The 2073-nt window shown below is 70.7% G+C and carries 2 protein-coding genes; both read left to right on the forward strand.

Annotated features, from left to right (window positions below; translation table 11 throughout):
* Positions 1-1276: prolyl oligopeptidase family serine peptidase (locus D472_RS0112730; RefSeq protein WP_017604870.1), on the forward strand; the 1276-nt coding region annotated here is incomplete at its 5' end.
* 284 nt (positions 1277-1560) lie between these two features.
* The coding region (locus tag D472_RS0112740; RefSeq protein ID WP_017604871.1) for a JmjC domain-containing protein at positions 1561-2073 on the forward strand (513 nt) is incomplete at its 3' end.

Raw genomic sequence — 2073 nt, forward strand, 5'->3', positions numbered from 1 at the left:
GGGCCACGAGGCCGAGACGGAGGCACGCCTGGGTCCGGACGGCCTGCTGTACCTGCGCACCACCCTGGGCGCGTCCCGGCGCCGTGTCTGTGTGGCCGATCCCCACGAACCCGGCCCCGAGCACTGGCGCGAGGTGGTGCCCGAGGACGCCGGCGCCACCCTGGACGCGTTCTGCCCCCAACCCGACCCACGCGGTGGGGGCGCCTCCCTGCTGGTGGTGCGTACCCGGTTGGGGATCAGTGAGGCCACCGTGCACGACGCCGCCACCGGAGCGCTGCGGTACCGGGTGGCGTTGCCCGGAGAAGGCATGGTCTCCACCCCCTCCGTCGCCCCCGATGGTTCCGTTTACCTGGGCTACGCCGATGTGTCCACCCAGCAACGAGTGTTGCGCTTGGAACCGGGCGAACCGGCTCCTTCCCACTGGCCTTCGCACGGCGCCGAGCCCTCGTCCTCACCCCGTGTGGAGCGGACCGTGGTGTGGGCTCGCTCGGCGGACGGCACCCGGATTCCGATCACCGTTTTCGACGCCTCCGATGGCTCGGGCGCTCGGCCCACACTCCTGCACGCCTACGGCGGTTTCGGTCGGCCACGCCAGTTCGGATTCAGCGCCACGGTGTTGGCCTGGTTGCTCAGCGGCGGCCGCTACGCGGTGGCGCACGTGCGCGGCGGAGGCGATGCCGGGCGACGCTGGCACCTGGAGGGTTCTGGTCGTCGAAAGCCCCGGGCCGTCCAGGACCTGGTGGCGGCGGCCGACACGTTGGTCTCCTCCGGGTGGTGCGCACGCGACCGATTGTGCCTGTCGGGTGGTTCGGCCGGAGGACTCCTGGTACTGGCCGCAGCGACCGCCCGGCCCGATTTGTGCGCGGCGGTGATCGCCTCGGCCCCGTTGGCGGACATGGTCCGGTTCGAACGCCTGGGGTTGGGCCGGATGTGGACACGCGAGTTCGGCAGTGTCTCCGACCCCGAGGACTTCCTCGCCCTGTTGTCCTACTCCCCTTACCACCGGGCCCTGGAGAACGCCCTGCGCACGCCGGGGTCGCGCCATCCCCACGTGCTGCTCACCGGGTTCGACGGGGACACCCGCACCGACGCCGCCCATCCGCGCAAGATGTGCGCGGCCTTGCTCGCGGCGGCCGGTGGGGAGCAAGAGCGCCCTCCCGTCCTGCTGCGGTACGAGCACGAGGTCGGCCACGGCCCGCGTGCGGTGAGCAGGGCCATCGGACTGGCCGCGGACGCGCACGCGTTCGCGGCGCGAAGAACGGGGTTGACCGGGTGAGCGTACCCGGGGCGGCCCTGGTCAAGAGGATCGATTCTTTGGCACAGAAAGCGAGGTGCGGTATGGACCCCATCGAGGTTGAGGTCGAGGACTTGGCGGAGGTGACCTCCCGCGACATCACGGCGGGTGGCGACAGTGACGGCACCGACTCCAGTTCCGACTTCATCTGATCCGGTTCCGCCCGATCCGGTCGTCACTGCCCGGGTCGGGCGGGGCCTCGCCCTTCCTCCTCCTTCCCCGCGGTGTCCGCGCGCCCTGCCGCCCTCCACATCGAAAGGACCGCCGTGATCGAGCCCGGCCGCCTGTTCAGCCATGCCCTGTGCGACGCCGTGGGCCATGACGCCCTGACCACGTACCTGTCGGAGGACTTCGTCTTCGCAGACCTGGGCGAGGACGCCGTGCGTACGCTGTTCACCCTGGAGGACCTCAACCACGTGTTGGCCACCTGTGCTCCCGAACCGCCACGGCTGCGTCTGCACCGTGCAGGCGCCCCGGTGCCGCTGGAGCACTACACCGAGGCGGGGACCGCCTCGCGTGAGGCCCGACGGATCGTACGTCCGGAGTCTTTGTACAAGGAATTGCGCGACGGGGCGAGCCTGGTCCTGGACGGGGTGGATCGGATGCACCCGGCCGTGGGCGCGGCCACCGACGACCTCATGCGGTTGGTCCGTGAACGCGCGCAGGCCAACCTTTATCTGATCTGGGGTGATTCGCGCGGTTTCGACACCCACTGGGACGACCACGACACGATGATCGTTCAGCTGGCCGGGTCCAAGCACTGGCGGGGCCCCCGCCCG

Source organism: Nocardiopsis alkaliphila YIM 80379 (genome assembly GCF_000341005.1).
Classification (GTDB): Bacteria; Actinomycetota; Actinomycetes; order Streptosporangiales; family Streptosporangiaceae; genus Nocardiopsis; species Nocardiopsis alkaliphila.